Source organism: Pseudonocardia lacus (genome assembly GCF_018531445.1).
In the GTDB taxonomy this organism is placed as follows: Bacteria; Actinomycetota; Actinomycetes; order Mycobacteriales; family Pseudonocardiaceae; genus Pseudonocardia; species Pseudonocardia lacus.
This window is the reverse complement of the sequence record NZ_JAHDTH010000025.1, coordinates 1-18,638: the sequence shown is the minus strand read 5'-3', so window position 1 is coordinate 18,638 and position 18,638 is coordinate 1. Positions and strand designations below refer to the sequence as shown.

The 18,638-nt window shown below is 74.7% G+C and carries 21 protein-coding genes; 6 read left to right on the top strand and 15 right to left on the bottom strand.

Features of this window, described 5'->3' with window-relative positions:
- The first annotated feature begins 49 nt into the window (after positions 1–49).
- The 4 genes from KIK08_RS41610 to KIK08_RS08055 all read left to right on the top strand — a co-directional run bounded on the left by KIK08_RS41610 (position 50) and on the right by KIK08_RS08055 (position 2,686).
- On the top strand, positions 50–871 hold the full coding sequence (locus KIK08_RS41610) for a helix-turn-helix domain-containing protein (protein WP_214402388.1): 822 nt from the start codon (positions 50–52) through the stop codon (positions 869–871).
- A 158-nt stretch (positions 872–1,029) separates the two neighbouring features.
- Positions 1,030–1,626 carry an ArsR/SmtB family transcription factor gene (locus tag KIK08_RS08065; protein ID WP_250556551.1) on the top strand — a complete coding sequence of 199 codons (597 nt, stop codon included), beginning with the start codon at positions 1,030–1,032 and terminating at the stop codon, positions 1,624–1,626.
- Positions 1,623–2,279, top strand: coding sequence for an SRPBCC family protein (locus KIK08_RS08060; protein WP_214402387.1), 657 nt, complete (start codon positions 1,623–1,625; stop codon positions 2,277–2,279). Before KIK08_RS08065 ends, KIK08_RS08060 begins: the two co-directional genes overlap by 4 nt.
- A gap of 5 nt (positions 2,280–2,284) precedes the next feature.
- Entirely contained in the window at positions 2,285–2,686 is a 402-nt protein-coding gene (locus tag KIK08_RS08055; protein ID WP_308257489.1) for a VOC family protein, read from the top strand.
- Between the two features lie 140 nt (positions 2,687–2,826).
- Here KIK08_RS08055 and KIK08_RS08050 read toward each other — a convergent pair whose 3' ends face one another.
- The 5 genes from KIK08_RS08050 to KIK08_RS08030 form a co-directional block, all read right to left on the bottom strand.
- The gene (locus KIK08_RS08050; protein ID WP_214402386.1) at positions 2,827–4,023 is read right to left on the bottom strand and encodes an RNA polymerase sigma factor; all 1,197 of its coding nucleotides are present in this window, start codon (positions 4,021–4,023) and stop codon (positions 2,827–2,829) included.
- Positions 4,020–4,361, bottom strand: a complete 342-nt coding sequence (locus tag KIK08_RS39665; RefSeq protein WP_214402385.1) for a YciI family protein — start codon at positions 4,359–4,361, stop codon at positions 4,020–4,022. The genes KIK08_RS08050 and KIK08_RS39665 overlap by 4 nt, the downstream gene beginning before the upstream one ends.
- Before the next feature lie 3 nt (positions 4,362–4,364).
- On the bottom strand, positions 4,365–4,859 hold the full coding sequence (locus tag KIK08_RS08040; RefSeq protein WP_214402384.1) for a VOC family protein: 495 nt from the start codon (positions 4,857–4,859) through the stop codon (positions 4,365–4,367).
- A 155-nt stretch (positions 4,860–5,014) separates the two neighbouring features.
- Positions 5,015–5,422: an arsenate reductase ArsC gene (locus tag KIK08_RS08035; RefSeq protein ID WP_214402383.1), complete on the bottom strand. Its 408-nt coding sequence runs from the start codon at positions 5,420–5,422 to the stop codon at positions 5,015–5,017.
- 16 nt (positions 5,423–5,438) lie between these two features.
- Positions 5,439–5,810, bottom strand: coding sequence for an ArsR/SmtB family transcription factor (locus KIK08_RS08030; RefSeq protein WP_308257488.1), 372 nt, complete (start codon positions 5,808–5,810; stop codon positions 5,439–5,441).
- A 74-nt stretch (positions 5,811–5,884) separates the two neighbouring features.
- Here KIK08_RS08030 and arsM point away from each other — a divergent pair, with 74 nt between their 5' ends.
- Entirely contained in the window at positions 5,885–6,721 is an 837-nt protein-coding gene (gene arsM, locus KIK08_RS08025; RefSeq protein ID WP_308257487.1) for an arsenite methyltransferase, read from the top strand.
- Between the two features lie 7 nt (positions 6,722–6,728).
- Here the strand turns inward: arsM and KIK08_RS08020 are convergent, their stop codons facing one another.
- Positions 6,729–7,997, bottom strand: coding sequence for an MFS transporter (locus KIK08_RS08020; protein ID WP_408004652.1), 1,269 nt, complete (start codon positions 7,995–7,997; stop codon positions 6,729–6,731).
- Positions 7,998–8,024: 27 nt separating this feature from the next.
- Complete coding sequence (locus tag KIK08_RS08015) at positions 8,025–9,404, bottom strand: NAD(P)-binding domain-containing protein (protein ID WP_214402380.1); 1,380 nt, start codon at positions 9,402–9,404, stop codon at positions 8,025–8,027.
- Positions 9,405–9,501: 97 nt separating this feature from the next.
- On the opposite strand from KIK08_RS08015, the gene KIK08_RS08010 reads away from it, so the two are divergent.
- Positions 9,502–10,368, top strand: a complete 867-nt coding sequence (locus KIK08_RS08010) for a helix-turn-helix domain-containing GNAT family N-acetyltransferase (RefSeq protein ID WP_214402379.1) — start codon at positions 9,502–9,504, stop codon at positions 10,366–10,368.
- Positions 10,369–10,373: 5 nt separating this feature from the next.
- Here KIK08_RS08010 and KIK08_RS08005 read toward each other — a convergent pair whose 3' ends face one another.
- The 8 genes from KIK08_RS08005 to KIK08_RS07970 all read right to left on the bottom strand — a co-directional run.
- Positions 10,374–11,054, bottom strand: a complete 681-nt coding sequence (locus tag KIK08_RS08005; protein ID WP_308257486.1) for a TetR/AcrR family transcriptional regulator — start codon at positions 11,052–11,054, stop codon at positions 10,374–10,376.
- Between the two features lie 57 nt (positions 11,055–11,111).
- On the bottom strand, positions 11,112–11,963 hold the full coding sequence (locus KIK08_RS08000) for an enoyl-CoA hydratase-related protein (RefSeq protein WP_214402378.1): 852 nt from the start codon (positions 11,961–11,963) through the stop codon (positions 11,112–11,114).
- A 20-nt stretch (positions 11,964–11,983) separates the two neighbouring features.
- Positions 11,984–13,075 (bottom strand): acyl-CoA dehydrogenase family protein, encoded by a 1,092-nt coding sequence (locus tag KIK08_RS07995; protein WP_214402377.1) that lies wholly within the window; start codon positions 13,073–13,075, stop codon positions 11,984–11,986.
- Entirely contained in the window at positions 13,072–14,328 is a 1,257-nt protein-coding gene (locus tag KIK08_RS07990; RefSeq protein WP_214402376.1) for an acyl-CoA dehydrogenase family protein, read from the bottom strand. Before KIK08_RS07990 ends, KIK08_RS07995 begins: the two co-directional genes overlap by 4 nt.
- Positions 14,329–14,341: 13 nt before the next feature.
- A complete protein-coding gene (locus tag KIK08_RS07985) occupies positions 14,342–15,628 on the bottom strand; it encodes a CaiB/BaiF CoA transferase family protein (protein WP_214402375.1) in 1,287 nt (428 codons plus the stop codon).
- Complete coding sequence (locus KIK08_RS07980; protein ID WP_214402374.1) at positions 15,625–16,725, bottom strand: CoA transferase; 1,101 nt, start codon at positions 16,723–16,725, stop codon at positions 15,625–15,627. The genes KIK08_RS07985 and KIK08_RS07980 overlap by 4 nt, the downstream gene beginning before the upstream one ends.
- A complete protein-coding gene (locus tag KIK08_RS07975) occupies positions 16,709–17,614 on the bottom strand; it encodes an ABC transporter permease (protein ID WP_214402373.1) in 906 nt (301 codons plus the stop codon). Before KIK08_RS07975 ends, KIK08_RS07980 begins: the two co-directional genes overlap by 17 nt.
- Before the next feature lies 1 nt (position 17,615).
- A partial coding sequence (locus tag KIK08_RS07970) for an ABC transporter permease (RefSeq protein WP_214402372.1) occupies positions 17,616–18,638 on the bottom strand: 1,023 nt, incomplete at its 5' end.

The window sequence follows — 18,638 nt, the reverse complement described above, 5'->3', positions numbered from 1 at the left end:
CCACCCCGACCACGGCCGACGGTCCAGCAGCGCAGGGAGGTCACGTGCGGTGTCCGGGACGAGGATCGTGCTGGTCTCCGAGCGGTCCCGTGCGCCACGCGCCGGCGGCTCGCCGCACCCGCGGCTGCGCGGGCTGCTCGCCCGCGGCTACGCCGGCTTCACCGAGCCCGCCGGGCCGCCCCACGACCTGATCAGTCCGGCCACCGCGGGCGTCGGCATCGTCCTGAAGCTGGACGACTCGGCGTGGCACCCCCCGGAACTCCTCATCGGCGCCCACGACGTCTGCCACGTGCACCCGGACGCCCCCGCGCACCCGGCCATGCAGCAGTGGCTGACGTGGCTGGGCGCCTACCGGCTCGGTCTGCCCACCGGCGCGATCAGCGGTCAGGTCATGGACCTGACCGACGTGCTCGGCAGCGGCGTCCGGCGGCTGGCCGACCAGCTCCGCCACACCGCGGACCGGCGCCGGCAGTCCGCGCTGCTGGACGCCTACCTGCTGCGGCGGGCCGAGGACGGCCCGCGACCCGCACCGGAGGTCGTCTGGGCGTGGCGGCGGCTGACCGCCACCGGCGGCAGGCTGCCGGTCGGCCGGCTGGCCGACGAGGTCGGCTGGAGCCACCGGCACCTGATCAGCAGGTTCAAGCAGCAGGTCGGCCTGGCCCCGAAGACCGCCGCCCGGCTGGCCCGCTTCGATGCGGTGTGGCGCCGCATGGCCACCCACCCGGCCCCGCGCTGGGACCGGATCGCCGACGAGTGCGGGTACGCCGACCAGGCCCACCTGATCCGCGAGTTCCACCAGTTCGCCGGCGCCTCCCCGGCCGCGTTCCTGGCCGGCCTGCGGACCCGGGCCGCGCTGGCCGGGCCCGCGTGAGGGATCGGCCGAGTGAACCGTTCCGGCGTGTCCGGGGAGCGGGGACCACGGCCCGCTCGGCGTGACCTCGTCCTCGCACGACGGTCCTCCCGAGAGGCGGTCGCACCGAAAGTCTCTATTTTCTTGACAGCGTCTGCTGTCAGCGAGATGCTGGGCGCATGGAGGTGTCGACGGGCACGATGGTCATCGAGGACGAGGCGGCGGCCGCGGCGGCCCTCGCCCCGTTGCGCGCCCGGCTACTGGGCGCGCTGCGCGAGCCCGGCTCGGCCACGACGCTCGCGGCCGCGCTGGGTCTGAGCCGGCAGTTGGTGAACCACCACCTGCGCGCGCTGGAGGCGCACGGGCTGGTCGAACTCGTCGAGGAGCGGCGCAAGGGCAACATGACCGAACGCGTGCTGCGCGCCACGGCCCGGGCGTTCGTGGTCTCCCCGCGGGCCTGGGCGGCCCTTGCCCCCGACCCGGACGACGAGCCGGACAAGCTCTCCGCCCAATGGCTGCTCGCCCTCGCGGCCCGACTGCTGCGCGACGTGAGCCGGCTGATCGGCGCGGCCGGTCGCAGCCGGGTGGCCACGTTCGGCATCGACGGCGACGTCCATTTCGCGACCGCGGCCGACCGGGCCGCCTTCGCCCGCGAACTGGGCGAGGCGGTCGGTGCGCTCGTCGCCCGCTACCACCGCGGCGAGGACGCGGGTGCGCGCCCGCACCGGCTGGTCGTGGCCCTGCACCCGGCGATGCCCCCCGAGGAGCGGCCGTGAGCCGACCGTTCGAGATCCGCCGCGAGGTCGCGTTCCCCGTCCCGATCGAGCAGGTGTGGCGGGCCATCGCCACCCCGGAGGGCCAGGCCGGGTGGTTCATGCCCGGCCCGGAGGGCGGCGCCGGCGTCGCGGCCGAGACCGACCCGCCGAACCGGTTCGCCGTGCGGTTCGGCACCCAGGCGATGGAGTACCTGCTCGAAGCGGCGGACGGGAGCACGACGGTCCTGCGGTTCGTGCACAGCGGGATCGTCGAGGAGGAATGGGGCGACGAGTTCGACGCGATGACCAGCGCGGGCTGGCACCTCTACCTGCACACCCTTGGCCAGTACCTGCACCACTTCCCCGACCGGCCCGCCGTCTACGCCGAGGCCGAGGCCCCGGCCGCCCCGGACGCGTGGGAGCGGGTCCGGGCCGCGATCGGGGACCCGGCCGAGGGCGACCGGGTGCACGTCGCCGGTCTGACCGGCACCGTCGACATCCGCACCGCGCACCACGTGGGCCTGCGCACCGCGAGCGCGCTGGTCCGGTTCCACGACCGCTCGCCGATCGGGCTGCCGCCCGCCATCGGCCACCACGACTACACCCCAGGCGCCGACCCCATGGCGCTGACCGCCGGCTGGACCGCCTGGCTGGCCGCGACCCAGAGGAGCTGATCCCCGTGCCCGAACTGCAGAAGCTGACCCCGTTCCTGATGTTCCAGAAGGGCGAGGCCGAGGAGGCCATGACCTTCTACACCGGGCTGTTCGACGACGGCGAGGTGCTCGTCGTCGAGCGCTTCGGCCCCGGCGAGCCGGGCCCGGAGGGCGGTATCAAGCAGGGTGTGTTCCGGGTGGCCGGCCAGCAGCTGCGCTGCCTGGACAGCCCGGCCGTGCACGAGTTCGACTTCACCCCGTCGCTGTCGCTGTTCGTGCGCTGCGGGTCGCGCGAGGAGTTGGAGAAGCTGTGGGCCGGCCTCTCCGAAGGCGGCATCGCACTGATGCCGCTCGACGACTACGGGTTCGGCCCGTTCGGTTGGGCCAACGACCGGTTCGGGGTGTCCTGGCAGCTCAGCCTCGGCTGATCGGTCCGGAAGTCCGCGTACGTCGTCCTCGGCGGTGTGCGCGCCGGGCGGTTCGAGTGGTCGGGGCCGTGGCCGGACGTTCATGGACAATCGCACGGACTTCCGCATGGATGCGGTCCCGCGCGGAGTGTCGAGGTCCGTCAGGCCCAGCTGAGCCGCTGGCGGAGCAACGACCGCTCGGCCGGGTTGGCGGTGAGGGTGAGGGCGCGTTCGTCCGCCGCTCGTGCCCGGTCGGCGTGGCCGAGGTCGCGGAGGAGTTCCGCGCGGGTGGCGTGGAACAGGTGGTAGTCGCCCAGGTCGTCGCTGAGGGCGTCCACTTCGCGCAGCGCGGCGGCCGGTCCGGTGACGTAGCGCAGGGCGATCGCGCGGTGCAGCCGGGTCACCGGGGTCGGGGCGAGGTGCAGCAGCATGTCGTAGAGCACGACGATCTGGGTCCAGTCGGTGTCCTCCCAGCGTTCGGCCTCGGCGTGGCAGGCGACGATGGCGGCTTGCAGCTGGCAGGGCCCGGGTCGCCGGAGGGCGGCGGCGCGCCCGATCAGCCGGGAGGCGTCGGCGATGGCGTCGTGGTCCCATCGGGAGCGGTCCTGGTGCTGGAGCTGGATGATCTCGTCGTCCTCGTCGAAGCGGGCCGCGCGCCGCGCCCGGTGCAGCCGGATCAGTGCGAGCAGCCCGGCGACCTCGGGTTCGGTGGGCATGAGCAGGTGCAGCAGGGCCGCGAGGAACTCGGCGTCGTCGGCGAGGTCGCGGGACTGCGCCTGCTGGCCGCCGCTGGACAGGTAGCCCTCGTTGAACAGCAGGTAGATCACGGCGAGGACCACGCCGAGGCGGTCGCGGAGCTCGTCGTCGGCGGGGATCCGGTACGGGATGCCGGCGTCGCTGATCTTGCGCTTCGCGCGGGTGATGCGCTGCCCGACGGTGCTCTCCGGGACGAGGAACGCCTTGGCGATCTGGGCGGTGGTCAGGCCGCACACCACCCGCAGGGTGAGCGCGACCTGGGCGGAGCGGGGCAGCGCGGGGTGGCAGCAGGTGAAGATCAACCGGAGCCGGTCGTCGGGCAGCGGCTCGGCGGGCCACGCCACCAGCGCCAGCTTCTGGCGGTGCCGGCTCTCCCGGCGCAGCACGTCCAGGCCGCGGCGGCGGGCCACGGCGTAGAGCCAGGCGTCCGGGCGATCGGGGATGCCCTCGACCGGCCAGTGGGCCAGCGCGGCCTCGATGGCGTCCTGGACCAGGTCCTCGGCGGCGGAGAAGTCGCCGACGAGGTGGACGAGGGCGGCGGCGAGCCGGCCCGCGTGGTCGCGCACCACGCGGGCCAGCTCGGCGTGCCCCGCTCGGGTCATGAGGCGATGGGCCGGATCTCCACCACCGGACACGCCGGCCACGTCCTGGCCAGCCGCAGCGCTTCGTCCAGGTCGGCCACGTCGATCTCGGCGTAGCCGCTGACCACCTCCTTGCCCTCCACGTACGGCCCGTCCGTGGTCAACGGCTCGCCGCCGTCCAACCGCACGGTGGTGGCGGTCTCCGGCGGCATCAGGTGCGCGTGGTGGGTGATCTTGTCCTGGTTCTCGGCGAACCACTCCTGCACGCGGGCGTAGGCGCGCGCCCGCTCACCCTCTCCCATGGCGGCCAGGTCGGCGGCGAACTGCTCGGTGTCGGCGAACATCAGCACGTACTTCACGGGTCACTCCTCCGCCTGCGCCGGCTCGGTCCACGCCGCCATCCGACGCGCCATCTCCTGCGGACCCACGTCCTCGACGTGGGTCGCGACGACCCAGCCGTGCCCGAACGGGTCCACGATGAAGCCGTCCCGGTCACCGTAGAACTGGTCCTGCGGGGCGCGCCGCACGGTTGCGCCCAGGGCGGCAGCCCGGGCCACCACGGCGTCCACGTCCTCGACGTAGACGAACTGGAACACCGGGGTGCCGGGAAGCCCGCCGGCCGGTGGGGCGGTCGTGCCCCGCTGCGGGTCCTCGTCCTCGACGATGACCACCGCGTCCCCGATCACGATCTCCGCGTGGGGGATGCTGCCACCCGGGCCCGGGAACCGCATGCGCTCGGTCGCGCCGAAGACCTCGGCGTAGAACTGCAGCGCCTTCGCGGCGCCCTGCACGACCAGGCACGGCGTCACCCGCCGGTACGTGTCGGGAACGGGGTCGGGCTTGGCCGGTGTCGTCATCGTGGTGCTCCTCCTGGTGGTCGGTCGTCCCGCGGCACGGGGCCGCTACCAGTGAGACGACCGGGAGGCCGCCGGATCCGACCGCCGTCCCGGAATTCTTCGCCGGTGATCACGTCGCCGCGCCCGGCATCGCGCGGCCGGCGGGTACGACGGCGTCAGATCGCCGGAACGAGCTCGGTGAGCAGTGCGCGGACGCGGCGGTCGATCTCGTCGCGGATGGGCCGGATCTGGTCGACGGTCTTGCCGGCGGGGTCGGCGAGCTCCCAGTCGAGGTAGCGCTTGCCGGCGAAGACGGGGCAGGCGTCCCCGCAGCCCATGGTGATGACGACGTCCGCGGCCCGGACGGCGTCGTCGGTGAGGGGCTTGGGGTACTCGCCGGCGATGTCGAGGCCGATCTCGGCCATGACCTCGCGGACGGCGGGGTTGACGGTGTCGGCGGGGGCCGATCCGGCGGAGCGGACCGTGACGGTGCCGTGGGCGTGGTGGTCGAGCAGGGCGGCGGCCATCTGGGAGCGGCCGGCGTTGTGGACGCAGACGAAGAGCACTTCGGGGACGGTCGTCACGATGGCTCCCTGGGGTTCACGCCGGGATGGGCCGGCCGGTGGCGAGCACGTCGGAGAGCCGGCGCAGGGCGTCGGGGTCGGCGCGGTAGTAGACCCAGGTGCCGCGGCGCTCGCCGGTGATCAGCCCGGCCTCGCGCAGCACCTTGAGGTGGTGGGAGATCGTCGGGCCGGTGACCTCGAAGGTGTCGGTCAGCTCGCACACGCACGCCTCGCCGCCCTCGTGGGAGGCGATCAGGGACAGCAGGCGCAGCCGGACGGGGTCGCCGAGCGCTTTGAACGATCGGGACAGGTCGACGGCCTGCTCGGCGTCGAGGGGCTCGCGCGCCAGCGGTGAACAGCAGCCGACCACGTCGGCCGGCTCGGCGACCACCCGGCTCCGATTCGACACGCGTCTACCTTGACAGCTGTCGATGCAAGCGAGCAACCTCTGATTCGACATTCGTCGATACACGGGGGTGCGACGTGCCCGACCAGAACCAGCCGGCCACCGGCTCGACCGCGACGCCGCAGGAGATCCGCGATGTCGTGCGGGCCCGCTACGCCGCCGCCGCGGTCCGTGCCGCGGCCGGCGCTCCCGACGAGGCCCGCGCCGTCGAGGTCCACGCCCTGGAGAGCGACGGCTGCTGCGGACCCGGGGGTGGCTGCGGACCGGTGGAGGTCGCCTTCGGCGGGCGGCTCTACGACCCCGCCGAGGCCGCCGGAGTGCCGCCGACGGCGGTGTCGGCGTCGTTGGGCTGCGGGGTGCCCACCGCCGTCGCGGACCTGCGCCCCGGGGAGGTGGTGCTGGACCTGGGCTCGGGCGCCGGGGCGGACGTGCTGATCTCGGCGCGGCGGGTGGCGCCCGGCGGGCGCGCCTACGGGCTGGACATGACCCCGGAGATGCTGGAGCTGGCCCGGGCCAACGCCGCCGCGGCGGGGGTGGACAACGTCGAGTTCCTGCAGGGCTACCTGGAGGACATCCCGCTGCCCGACGCCGGCGTGGACGTGGTGATCTCCAACTGCGTGATCAACCTGGCCGCGGACAAGACCGCTGTGCTGCGCGAGGCCGCGCGGGTGCTGCGCCCCGGCGGCCGGTTCGCGGTGTCGGACGTGATCGCCGACCCCGACATGGACGCGGCCACCCGCGCCGACACGACCCGGTGGACCGGGTGCGTGGCCGGCGCCCTGACCCGCACCGAGTTCGAGCGGGCCCTGACCGCCGCCGGCCTGGCCGACGTCGAGATCGTCGAGACCCACCGGGTGCACGAGCACGCCGCCTCGGCCATCGTCCGCGCCCGCAAGCCCGCGACGGCGCGCTGACCGCGGGCTACTCGCCGCCGGCCGGCCGAGGCGCCTCCGGAGCGGGGGCGGTGCTCGCCGGGTGGCGCGGAACGGTGCCGAGCGCGAGCACGGCGGCCAGCGCGGCGATCCCGGCGAGCAGTCCGAACACCGCGGGGTAGCCGCCGAGCAGTTCGGAGAGCGCGGCACCGGCCCACGGGGCCAGGGCGGTGGCGATCATGGCGGGTGCGGACAGGACGGCACCGAGGCGCCCGTAGTGCGCCGCGCCCCAGCGGTCGCTGACGGCGGTGGCCTGCAGCAGCGTGAGCACCCCGCGGGCCGCGCCGGTGAGCATCGCCACGGCGATCAGCAGTCCGGACGGGCCCGGCAGGGCGGCGAGCAGGGCGGTGGTCGCGGCGGTGGCGGCCAGGACCAGCGCCGTTCGGGTGCGCACGCCGGTGTGTGCGGACAGGCGGGCGTAGCCGAGCCGGCCGAGGACCTGGCCGAGGCCGCCGAGGCCCAGCGCCCAGGCGGCGGCGCTGGTGGTCATCCCGCGCTCGATCAGCAGCGGCACCTGGTTGACCACCACCGCGAACGCCGAGAACGTGCCCAGCGCGACCGCGGCGACCAGCAGCACGAACGGCCGGCTGCGGGTGACGCGGGCCGGGTCGGCGTCGAGGTGGGCGGGGGTCTCGCCCGGGTCGGCGTCCGGCCACGGGCCGCGCAGCCCGAACAGGTGCGCGGGGATGGTGAGCACGCCGAGCACGCCGGCCAGGACGAGGTAGGTGCCGCGCCACCCGAGGGGCCCGGCCAGGGCGGCGGTGAGCGGGGCGAAGATGGTGCTGGCCAGTCCGGCGAGCAGGGTGACGGCGGTGAGGGCGGTGACCCGCCGCGGTCCCCACCAGCGCGTGAGCGCGGCGAACGCGGGCTGGTAGAGCACCCCGGCCATGGCCACCCCGGCCAGCGCCCAGGAGGCGAAGAACCACGGCAGCGTCGGGGCGGTGGCGATCCCGACGACCGCGGGCACGGCGATCACCGAGCCGGCGGTCATGACCCGGCGCGGGCCGTGGCGGTCGAGCCGGCGCCCGGCGGGGATGCCGACGACCGCGGAGACGACCAGGCCGAGGGAGAACGCCGCGGTGACGGTGCCGATCGACCAGCCCGTGTCGGCCGCGATGCCGGGGGCCAGCACGGGGAAGGCGTAGTAGAGCACTCCCCAGCTGGTGATCTCGGTGCCGCAGAGCACGGCCAGGACGCGGCGGAGCCCGGCGGGCGAGAGCGCGCCGGGCGCCGCGTCGGTGGGCTCGGATCGCACCAGGACTCGGACTCCGCTCGGGACGGGTGGCTAACCGCGTGTGCCGCTGGTGAGCGAGAGTCGCACCGGGGCGACCGGCCCGCAGCACCCACCCCCGGCGTCCGCCGCGGGGCCGTCGGTCTCGGCGGGGCCGGCCTGGTCGATTAGGCCGGCGCCGCCGCAGACGCCGGTCTCGGGCAGCACCAGCTCGACCCGCTCGGCGGCCGCCCGGTCGCCGGCGATCGCCGCGGCGACGGAGCGGACCTGTTCGTAGCCGGTCAGCGCGAGGAACGTCGGTGCGCGGCCGTAGCTCTTCATGCCCACCACGTACAGGTCGGGCTCGGGCTGGGCCAGCTCGGCGGCGCCGTGCGGGTAGACCGTGCCGCACGAGTGCACGTTCGGGTCCACGAGCGGGGCCAGCGCGCGCGGGGCCTGCAGCACCGGGTCGAGGTCGAGGCGGACCTCGGACAGCAGGCCCAGGTCGGGACGGAACCCGGTGAGCACCACGACCTCGTCGACCGGGCCGACGCGGGCGCCGTCGAAGGACTCCAGTTCGAGCCCGTCGGGGGTGGTGTGCACGGCGCTGGTGCGGAAGCCGGTGACGGTGCCGATGTGCCCGGCCGCGGCGGCCCGGCGGGCGCGCTGCCCGAGTGCGCCGCGGGCGGGGAGCTGGTCGGCGTCGCCGCCGCCGAAGGCGGTGCCGACCTGGCCGCGGCGCAGCAGCCAGTCCACGCGGGTGCCGGGGGTGACCTCGGCGAGGTCGGCGAACGCGACCAGCGCGGTGAGCGCGGAGTGTCCGCTGCCCACGACCGCGACCCGCTTTCCCGCGTAGCGGATCCGCTCGGCGGGGTCGGTGAGGTCGGGGACGCGGTAGCGGATGCGGTCGGCTGCGGCGGCCTCGCCGAGCGCGGGCATCCCGTCGGCCCCCAGCGGGTTGGGCAGCTCCCACGTGCCGGACGCGTCGACCACGGCCCGCGCGGCGATCCTGGCCTCGCCGCCGGCGGTCCGCACCCGCACGGTCAGCGGCTCGGTGCTGCGGGCGGCGTCGACGATCCGGTCCCAGCCGCGCCGGGCGACCCCGGTGACCCGGGCCCCGTAGTGGACCCGGTCGCCGAGGGCGTCGGCCAGCGGCTGCAGGTAGCGCTGCGCCCACTCGGCACCGGTCGGGTACGTGTCGGGGTCGGGTTCCGGCCAGCCGGTCGGGGCCAGCACCTTCGCCGCCGCGGTGTCGACCAGCTCGCCCCAGCGGGAGAACAACCGCACGTGGTGCCACTCGCGCACCGCGGCCCCCGCGGTCGCGCCGGCTTCCAGGACGACCGTCGGCAGCCCGCGCTCCAGCAGCTGCGCGGCGGCGGCCAGGCCCACCGGACCCGCGCCGATCACCACCACGGGCGATTCGTCGGGTGTCGTCGTGCGGGCGGTCTCGCTCATGGCGTCCCTCCATCGATGTGCGTCGATCCAATGCGGCCCGACTGTATCGACGAGCGTCGATTGACGCAACCATCGATGTTCGTCGATACTGGTCGGCATGAGCACGACCCTGCCTCTCTCCGACATCAGCGCGGCGCCGACACCCGGCCAGCTCGCGCCGGTCGATGCCGCGCGATACGCCGAGTGGTTCGCGTGCCTGGCCGAGCCCATGCGGGTCCGGCTGCTGCACGCCGTCGCCGTGAGCGGGCGGGAGGTGACCGTCGGGGAGCTGACCGAGCAGCTGGGGATCAGCCAGTCCACCTGCTCGCACCACCTGCGCAAGCTCGCCGACGTCGGGTTCGTGCACCTGCGCAAGGAACGCACCGCCACCCTGGTGTCGGTCAACCCGGCCTGCTGCACCGGGCTCCCGCACGCCGCCGACGCCGTCATGGGCATGCTCGGACCGCGCCCGTGCTGCCCGACCGACCTGCCCGACGACGTCACCGTGCGGGCCATGGACGCCGGCGACTGGGCGGACGTGCGGCGCATCTACGCCGAGGGGATCGCCACCGGCGACGCCACCTTCGAGACCGAGGTGCCCGACCGGCGCGCCCTCGACCGTTCCTGGCTACCCGAGCACCGGTGGATCGCCGAACTCGACGGCCGGGTCGTCGGTTGGGCCGCGGCCCGGCCCGTCTCCACGCGCCCGGTCTACACCGGCGTCGCCGAGACCTCGATCTACGTCGGCGAGGGCCACCGCGGCCGCGGCATCGGCAAGGCCCTGATCCACAAGCAGGTCACCGCGGCCGACGAGGCCGGGCTGTGGACCCTGCAGACCTCGATCTTCCCGGAGAACCGCGCCGGCATCGCCCTGCACCAGTCGGCCGGCTACCGCACCCTCGGCCTGCGCGAACGCATCGGCCGGCACCGCGACCGCTGGCGCGACACCGTCTTCCTCGAACGCCGCCGCACCGACGACGTCTGACCCGATCAGCCGTCCTCCGTGCTCGTCGCGGCCAGGAGCGCCGTCATCGTCCGCCGCATGACCGCGGTCGACTCCTCCGGCGACAGGCCCTGGTAGTCGCGGCAGCCCATCCAGGACGGCCAGGTCGAGGCCAGTTGCAGCGCGTTGGACAGCTCGTTGCCCGCGGGCCCGGCGGCCGCGATCTCCCCGGCGAACAGCTCCTCGAGCTCGGAACGGAGCCGGGCGGTGTGCCGGATCCGGTTGATCTGGAGCTGGCGCGAGGACGACAGCCGCGCCTGCGCGGCCCGGTACATGCCCGCCCCGGCCTCCAGCATCCGGGCGCGCTGCCGGCAGAACCGCTCGATCCGCTCGGCCAGTGGCAGGTCGAGCGGGATCTGCCCCCGCGCGGCCTCCTGCGCCTGCGCGATCTTGGCCCCGGACTCGGCGAACAGCGACTCGACGTCCTTGAAGTGGAACCAGAACGAGCCGAGCGACACGCCGGCGCGCTCCGCGACGCGGGCCGCGGTGGGTTGCAGGTCGCCCTCCAGCAGCAGGGCCACGTGCGCGTCGACGAGCGCCTGGCGGGTCCGCTCGGATCGCAGGGCCCGCCCGTCCCGGCGCTCGGCCGGGGCGGGCGCGCCCTTCCCGGGCCGCGGCGGCACCGCGTCCGGCACCGCGTCCGGCACCGCGTCCGACGACGTCACCACCGGTCCTCCTTCCGCCGCTGCACCCGGGAATCTACGCGCGGACCGGGTCTCGCCCGGTCAACGGCCGTCGTCGAACAGCTCGGTGGGGAAGTCGCGGGTCTTGGACAGGGTCCAGTGCGGCGGGCGCTTCTCCGTGAACGCGGTGACACCCTCTGGTGCGTCGGCGTGCTGGCCGGCCCAGCGGAACAGTCGGCGCTCCAGCTCCAGCGCCGCGGCCTGGTCGGTCTCCTGCAGGAACGCCCGGGTCACCAGCTTGGTGATCGCGGCCGACACCGGGGCGACGTTCTCGGCGATGTCCTTGCCGGTCGCCACGGCCGCCGCCAGCACCTCCGCCGCCGGCAGGGCCTTGGTGGCCAGCCCGACCTCGACGGCCTCCCGGCCGCGGAAGATGCGCGCGGTGAGCAGCAGCTCCATGGCCCGGGAGAAGCCGATCATGCGGGGGACGCTCCACATCAGGTCGGCGTCCGGGACGACACCGCGCCGGTTGAACACGAACCCCAGCTTGGCGTCCTCGGCGACGTAGACGATGTCGGCGCGCAGCGCCATGGTGAGACCGGCGCCGACGGCGGCGCCGTTGACGGCCGCGATGACCGGTGTGCGCAGCTTCTCCGCGCTGCGCTTCGGCCCGGCGACCTTGGCCGCCGCGTCCTCGCGGCGCAGCGAGCCGTCGAAGGTCTGGCCGGCGGGACGCAGCCCGGCGCCGGCGCAGAACGCCCGGCCGGCGCCGGTGAGCACGATCGCCCGCACGTCGTCGTCCTCGTCGAGGGCGGCGAACGCGTGCGCCATCTCCTCCGACATCAGCCAGTCCCAGGAGTTGAGCACGTCGGGCCGGTTGAGCGTGACGATGCCCACCGGGCCGTCCCGCTCGACCAGGATGGACTCGTAGGTGGTGGTGGTCGGTGCTGCCATGGCTGACTCCCTCGTCGTGGTCACAGTCCGATGCGGTCGGCGAGGGTGCGGCGGTGCGCGCCGGTGTCGCCGAAGAGCATGAGCGAGGTCTTGGCCCGCTTGAAGTACAGGTGGGCGTCGTGCTCCCAGGTGAAGCCGATGCCGCCGTGGATCTGCACGTTGTCGGCCGCGGCCCGGAAGTACGCCTCGCCGGCCACGGCCTTGGCCAGCGGCGCGACGACCGGCAGCTCGGCCGGGTTCTCCGCGGCCGCCCAGGCCGCGTACGCCGCGGCGGCCCGCGCGCCCTCCAGCTCCACCAGGACCTCGGCGCACTTGTGCTTGACCGCCTGGAACGACCCGATCGGCCGACCGAACTGCTGGCGCACCTTGGCGTAGGCCACGCTCATGTCCAGGCAGGCCTGCGCACCGCCGACCATCTCGGCGGCGAGCAGCACACCGGCGGTGTCCAGGGCGCGTTCCAGCAGGTGCGCGCCGGTGCCGACGGGGGTGCAGGGCACGTCGTCGAAGTGCAGCTGGGCCAGTGGCCGGGTCTGGTCGAGGGTGGGCTGCGCGGTGCGGGTGACCCCGGGCGCTGTGGGGTCGACGGCGACGACGACGGCGGAGTCGCCGGTGCCGGCGACGGCCAGCACGAGGTCGGCCGACATGCCGTCCAGCACGGTCGACGCGCTGCCCGAGAGCTTCCCGCCGGTCACGCCCATCGAGCGGCCCGCGGAGTCCCAGCCGGCGCCGGGGGCCAGCCAGGCGACCGTGGCCACCGTGGAGCCGTCGGCGATGCCGGGCAGGTGGCGGGCCCGGGCCCGCTCGTCGTCGGTGGCCAGCAGCAGCGGCAGGGCCAGGCCCAGGGTGGCCAGCAGTGGGCCGGGCAGCAGCGCGGCGCCGCACTCGTCGAACACGTGCGCCAGTTCCTGCACGCCGTAGCCGGCGCCGCCGTACTGCTCGGGCACGGCCAGGTCGAGCACACCGAGCTCGGCCAGGCCGCGCCAGAGCGCCGGGTCGAACGCGGTGGGGGTGGCCATCAGCTCGCGCACCCGGGCCATCGGCGCGCTGTCGGCGAGCCAGCGGCGGACGGTGGCGCGCAGCTCCTGCTGCTCGGCGGTGACCGCGAGGCTCATCGCTCACCTCCTGCGGCACGGGCCGGCGCCACCGCCGGGTCCTTGGGCAGCCCGAGCACCCGTTCGGCGACGATGTTGCGCTGGACCTCGGCGGTGCCGCCCCAGATGGTGTGCGAGCGGGTCACGAGCAGTTCCTCCTGCCAGTGGTCGAGCTCGTAGCCGGGGCCGACGACCAGGGCGTCCGGACCGAGCAGGTCCATCGCGATCTCGGCCAGCCTGCGCTCGTACTCCGACCAGCGGATCTTGGTGGTCGAGCCGTTGCCGAGCCCGGCTCCGGAGCGGCCCGCGGCCAGCTCGGCGACCAGCTGCAGCCCGGTGTAGCGCAGCACCTCCACCTGGGAGTAGGCCCAGGCGAGCTGCTCGCGCACGCGCACGTCGTCGATCAGCCCGCGCTCGCGGACCTCCCGGACCAGCCGCCAGAACTGGCGCATGAAGCCCAGGTGCTGGGTGGTGGCGCGGCCGCCGCGCTCGCTGCCCAGGGTCGTCATCGCGACCCGCCAGCCGTTGTCGAGGCCGCCGATGACGTTGTCCAGCGGGGCGCGGGTGTCGGTGAAGAAGGTCTCGGAGAAGTGCGCGAGCCCGGTCATCCGGGTGATCGGACGGAACTCGATCCCGTTGGGCTCGCCGTCCACGGTGATCGGGACGAGCACGTAGGAGATCCCGCGGTGCTTGGCGGCGTCGGGGTTGGTCCGGACCAGCGTGAAGATCATGTTGGCCTTGAAGAACCCGGAGGTCCACACCTTCTGGCCGTTGATCACCAGGTGGTCGCCGTCCAGCACGCCGCGGGTGCGCAGGCCGGCGAGGTCCGAGCCGGCCTCCGGCTCGGAGAAGCCCTGGCAGTAGTCGTGCTCCCCGGAGATGATCGGGGGCAGGAAGCGGGCCTTCTGCTCCTCGGTGGCGTGCGCGATGATCGCCGGGCCGACCAGGCCCTCGCCCATCCCGCGGGTCAGCCGGGGCACGTCGGCGCGGGCGAACTCCTCGTTCATGATCGCGACCTCGACGCCGGACAGGCCGCGCCCGCCGTACTCGCGCGGCCAGGCCACGCACATGTACCCGGCCTCGGCGAGGGTGTCCGCCCAGCGCGCGAGCGCCGCGGCCAGTTCGGGTGCCGGCTCGCGGGGGACCTGCACCCCGCGCATCTCGTCGGGGGCGTTCGCCGCGAGCCAGTCGCGGACCTCGGCCCGGAACTCCTGCGCGGCCGGGCTGTAGTCGATCGGTGACGGTGCTGGTGCAATCGGTGTTCCGGTGCTCATCGGCGTCTCCCGGTCACGTCGGCGGGGCGGGGGTGCGTGGGGTGTCGGTGTCCGCGGTCGGGCGGTCGGCGATCACCCCGGTGGCGCGGAGCCGCGCGATCCGGGCGTCGTCGTAGCCGAGCAGGCCGCCCAGGACGTCGTCGTTGTGCTGGCCGAACAGCGGCGCGGCTCGCCGGTGGCCGCCGGGTGTGCGGTCGAACCGGAACCCGAGGGCGCTGTACGCGCGGCGCCCGACCAGCGGGTGGTCCAGCTCGGCGATCATCCCGGCCCGCCGCATCGCCGGGCTCGCGGCGATCTCCCGCCCGCCCAGCACCGGCGCGGCCGGAACCCCGGCCGCCTGCAGCCGCTCGGCGACCTCGACCTTGTCGCGGTCGGCGGTCCACGCGGCGATCTCGGCGCCCAGCGCGGCCTGGTCGGCGAGCCGCTGCGCGGCGGTCGCGCCGCGGTCGAGGAGGTCCGGGCGGCCCATCGCCGCGCACAGCGCCCGCCACTGGTCGTCGGTCGCCACCGCGATCGCGACCCACTCGTCGTCGCCGCGGCAGCGGAACGCGTCGTGCGGGGCCCAGCCGTCGCGGTGGTTGCCGTCGGGGCGCCAGGTCGCGCCGGTGGCCAGCTGCTCCAGGACGTACTCGCCGATCCAGTGGGCCGCCGCCTCGACCTGCGGGACCTCGACCCGGCACCCCTTCCCGGTGCGCTCCCGCAGCTCCAGGCCGGTGAGCACCGCGGCGACGGCGTTCAGGCCGCCGGTGGGGTCCATCAGCGCGGGGCCGGTGAGCACAGGGGTGCCTTCCGGGTAGCCCATCAGGCCGGTCATGCCGGTGGCGGGCTCCATGGTCTTGCCCATGCCCTGGTGGCCCGACATCGGCCCGCCGGGGCCGAAGGCCGGCATCTCGACCACCACGATGCGCGGGTTGACCCGGCTCAGGGCGGTGAAGCCGGCGCCGAGCCGGTCCAGCACGCCGGGGGTGAAGTTGGCCAGCACGACGTCGGCGGTGCGGGCGAGGTCCCGCATGACCTCGCCGGCACCGGGCACCTTGAGGTCCAGCGCGATCGAGCGCTTGTCGATGTTCTGCGAGTTGAACAGCATGTTGCGGTTCTGCGGGTCGTCGCCCGGGTCCAGGTCGGGGTAGTAGCGGGGCGCCCCGCCGACCCGGGTGCCGCGCCAGGAGTCCGGGTGGCTGGGTGCCTCCACCTTGATCACGTCGGCGCCCAGGTGGGCCAGGCAGCGACCGGCGAACGGCCCGGCCCACGCGGTGCTGAACTCCAGCACCCGCACGTCCGACAGCGGGCCCGCGGTCACCGGGCGCTCCCCGCCGGCTCGCCGACCGGGAGCCGCGGGCTCGGGCCGGGGACGTCCGCGTCGACCGGGCCGTCGGCGTCGTCGACGACGAACAGCCTGCGCAGCGCCGTCTCGGTGCCGGTGGCGGGGTCCCCGACCTCGCCCAGCATCGAGCGCACCCGCCACTGCTCGGACTCGACCAGCTCGGCCAGCCCGGTCACCTTCTCCGCGCTCACCCGGCCGCGCTGCAGCCCGGCCACCACGTCGTCGGCCGCCATCGCCGCCGCCCGTTCCCGGAGCCGCTCGACGACCGCAGGCCAGTTCGCCAGCCGGTCGCCGGAGGTGCTGAACCGCGGGTCGTCGAGCAGCTCGTCCAGCCCGAAGACGCGGCACAGGCTGGGCCAGTTGCGGATGGCGAACAGCACGACCCAGGCGTCGCGGCAGCGCAGCACGGCCAGGAAGCCCGGGTAGGCGGCCCGGGTCTCCTCGGTGCCGTTGTAGCTCGCCTGGCTGACGAGGTTCTGGCCCATGGCCGCGGTGGACTCGAACACGCTGGCCCGCACCCGCTGGCCGCGCCCGGAGCGGCGGCGCTCGTGCAGCGCGGCGAGCACCGAGATGTAGGCGGTGGTGCCGGTGGCGTAGGAGGCCCGCTGGCCCAGCCCGTAGATCGGTTCGCGGTCGACAGAGCCGGTGGCGTTCATGACCCCGGACAGGGCCTGGTGCACCATCTCCGAGCCCCGCCACCCGGCGTACGGGCCGTCGGGCGGGAAGTCGCCCAGCTCGCAGTCGACCACGGTGGCGGCCGGCGGGACCGGCAGCGGCGCCCCCTGGTCGCGCAGCACCACGTCGGCGCCGTCGAGCAGCTCGGCCAACGGCGCGGCGGCCGTCCGCTTGCCCTGGTTGAGGTGGCGGAACAGGTAGGACTCGGTGCCGTCGGGCGAGAGCGGGGGAGTGCGCCGCGTCGGCGTGCCCTCCGCCGGCTCGACGAGCACGACGTCCGCGCCCTGCATGGCCAGCAGGCGCCCGGCGTACTGGCCGGCGACCGACGAGGAGAGGTCGACGACGCGGAGCCCGTCGAGGGGGCGCGGGCGGGGGGCCGGGTCAAGCGACGATGACATCGTCCTCGGTCCTCTCGGTGCGGACCGCTCCGGAGCTCATCCGGTCGCGCAGCGCGTCGCCGATCCGGTAGACGCACAGCACGACCACGCCGAGCAGCACGCCCGGGGCGATGATCTGCAGCGGGGCGGACAGGATCTGGGAGTAGGCGTCGGAGAGGTCGCTGCCCCAGCTCGGCGTCGGCTTCGCGACGCCGAGCCCGAGGAACGACAGCACGCCCTGGATGACGAAGGCGAGTCCGGTGTAGATGGTCAGCTGCACCACCACCGGCCGCAGCGCCAGCGGCAGCACGTGCCGCAGGAGCACGACGGGCGCCGGCACCCCGGAGAGCCGGGCGCTCTGCACGAACTGCCGCTCGCGCAGTGCCAGCACGCCCGAGCGGGTGAGCTGGGCGGTGTTGGGCGCGAGCACCAGCCCGATCGCCACCATCGACGTGGTCAGGCCGGGCCCGAGCGAGCCGGTGATGGCCACCGCCAGCACCATCGTCGGGAAGGCGATCATGATGTCGGCCAGGCGCATCAGCGCGGTGCCGGTGAACCGCGGCCAGAACCCGGCCACCGTCCCCCAGCTCACGCCGACCACCGTGGTCACGCCGACGGCGATCACGACCCCGCCGAAGGCGTTGCGCCCGCCCCAGATCAGCCGGCTCAGCACGTCGCGGCCGAACTGGTCGGTGCCCAGCAGGTGCGCCGCCGACGGTCCGCCGTTGCGGTTCAGCAGGTCCTGGGCCAGCGGGTCGTACGGCGCGACCCAGGGGGCGAGCAACGCGGCCAGCAGCAGCGCGCCGAGCACGGTGACCGCGACGACCAGGCCGGGGTGCGGTCGGTCGCGCTGGGCGGTGCGGGCCGCGGCGCCGCTCTTCGCGGCGTGCTTCGCGACGGTGGTGGTCATGTCAGGCCCCCCGGCTCGCCGGGTCGACGATCCCGGCCAGGATGTCCACCACCAGGTTGACCACCAGCGCGATCGCCACGTACACCAGCACGATCCCGAGGATCAGCGGGTAGTCGCGCACGCCGATGCCGTTGATCAGGGCGCTGCCCATGCCGGGCAGCACGAAGATCTTCTCCAGCACCAGGGTCACGCCCAGCTGCCCCAGCGCCAGCAGCGCGACCACGTTGAGCACGGTCGGCAGCGCCGCCCGGAACGCGTACTGCCAGGTGATCACGCGTTCGGGCAGGCCCATCGCCCGCGCCGTGCGGCAGTAGTCGCTGGCCAGCGCGTCGACCATGGCCGCGCCGACCTGCCGGATCACGATCGCGCTGCCGCCCAGGATCATCGGCAGCACCGGCAGGATCACGTGATAGAGGTTGTCGAGCGGGTCCTCGGTGAGCCGCGGGTAGCCCAGCCGCGGCAGCACGCCCAGACCCACCGAGAAGATGCTGATCAGCACCAGGGCCAGGAAGAAGTCCGGCACCGCCAGCCCGAGGCCCGAGGTGCTGCGGATCCACCGCCCGACCGGGCGGTCGGCCCGCCGGGCGGCGTACACGCCGATCGGCACCGCGACCGCGATGGTGCCCAGGATCGCCAGCACCACCAGCTCGATCGTCACCGGCAGCGCGTTGACGATCAGGTTGATCACCGGCTGCCCGGTCTGGAAGGACACGCCGAGGTCGCCGACCAGCGCGTTGCCCAGCCAGCCGAAGAACTGCTCGGGCAGCGGCCGGTCCAGGCCGAGCTGCCGCTCGACCACGGCGATGGCTTCCGGCGTCGCTTCCTCACCGAGCTTCGCGTACGCCGGTCCGCCCGGGATGATCTTGACCAGGAGGAAGGTCAGCAGGCCGGCGCCCACGGCGGTGGGGACGAACAGCAGCAGCCGGCGCAGCACGAACCGGGGCAGGCCGCCGGCGGCGAGCCGACCGCGGCCGCGCTCGACGGCCGGCGCCGGTTCGGCACCGCCCGGCGGGGCCGGCTCGGC

Coding starts and splice junctions, on each gene's coding strand:
- KIK08_RS08065 (WP_250556551.1), top strand. CDS start 1,030: ATGGAGGTGTCGACGGGCACGATGGTCATCGAGGACGAGGCGGCGGCC.
- KIK08_RS08000 (WP_214402378.1), bottom strand. CDS start 11,963: ATGGCAGCACCGACCACCACCACCTACGAGTCCATCCTGGTCGAGCGG.
- KIK08_RS07975 (WP_214402373.1), bottom strand. CDS start 17,614: ATGACCACCACCGTCGCGAAGCACGCCGCGAAGAGCGGCGCCGCGGCC.
- KIK08_RS07990 (WP_214402376.1), bottom strand. CDS start 14,328: ATGAGCACCGGAACACCGATTGCACCAGCACCGTCACCGATCGACTAC.
- KIK08_RS07980 (WP_214402374.1), bottom strand. CDS start 16,725: ATGTCATCGTCGCTTGACCCGGCCCCCCGCCCGCGCCCCCTCGACGGG.
- KIK08_RS08040 (WP_214402384.1), bottom strand. CDS start 4,859: ATGACGACACCGGCCAAGCCCGACCCCGTTCCCGACACGTACCGGCGG.
- KIK08_RS08015 (WP_214402380.1), bottom strand. CDS start 9,404: ATGAGCGAGACCGCCCGCACGACGACACCCGACGAATCGCCCGTGGTG.
- KIK08_RS08050 (WP_214402386.1), bottom strand. CDS start 4,023: ATGACCCGAGCGGGGCACGCCGAGCTGGCCCGCGTGGTGCGCGACCAC.
- KIK08_RS07995 (WP_214402377.1), bottom strand. CDS start 13,075: ATGAGCCTCGCGGTCACCGCCGAGCAGCAGGAGCTGCGCGCCACCGTC.
- KIK08_RS08010 (WP_214402379.1), top strand. CDS start 9,502: ATGAGCACGACCCTGCCTCTCTCCGACATCAGCGCGGCGCCGACACCC.